Raw genomic sequence first — 669 nt, forward strand, 5'->3', positions numbered from 1 at the left:
ATGTTTAGATGCTGTTTAATCCAGCGGAAAAACACTTCGATTTGCCAGCGTTTTTTATAGATTTCAGCGATGCTTTCAGCCGAATGCCAATGCAGGTTGGTGGCTAAAAGGACGGGTTTCCCTTTCGGATCGGTCAGAACCACCACTCGAAACCGATTCCGGGTTAGGGACTTCAGCCTTCCTAACTGGCAGGTTAAATCCTGTGTAATCGTCCCGCCAAAAGAAGTCTTTCGTTCCCTTGGAACCGGGTCATGAAAGTGAGTATTCTCTCGGATTCGAATCACAAAAGATTGACTATTTTTCGCCTCCTGGTAACGGTCGAATACCTCGTGCTTGCTATAGGCCCGATCGGCGACCAAAATAAATCTGGGGTCCACGAAGTCGGCAGCGCTATGGATATCATGTTCTGTCCCAAGCGTTTCGGTCACCTGGTGCAAGGCACCTTCGTCTCCGGTGAGGGCAACATGGAGCTTAACTCCTGCTTTTTCGCCTTTTAAGGGCGCCCATGGGAGTCGTCCCAGGCCCACGGTGATCTGCGTGGAATCGACGATCAGTAATTCCGTCGGGATGCCAAGGCCGCGTCTCGTTTTCCGGTTGCATTGCTGGGTCAAGAGGTGTAACAATTGTTTGAAACATTCAAAAGGAACATCTTTGGCTTTTTTGGAGAGC

The 669-nt window shown here is 49.8% G+C and carries 1 protein-coding gene; it reads right to left on the bottom strand.

Annotated elements, in window-relative coordinates:
* The coding region (locus HPT30_RS00800; RefSeq protein ID WP_175369669.1) for an IS4 family transposase at positions 1-669 on the bottom strand (669 nt) is incomplete at both ends.

This window comes from Paenibacillus agri (assembly GCF_013359945.1).
Taxonomy (GTDB): Bacteria; Bacillota; Bacilli; order Paenibacillales; family Paenibacillaceae; genus Paenibacillus_AQ; species Paenibacillus_AQ agri.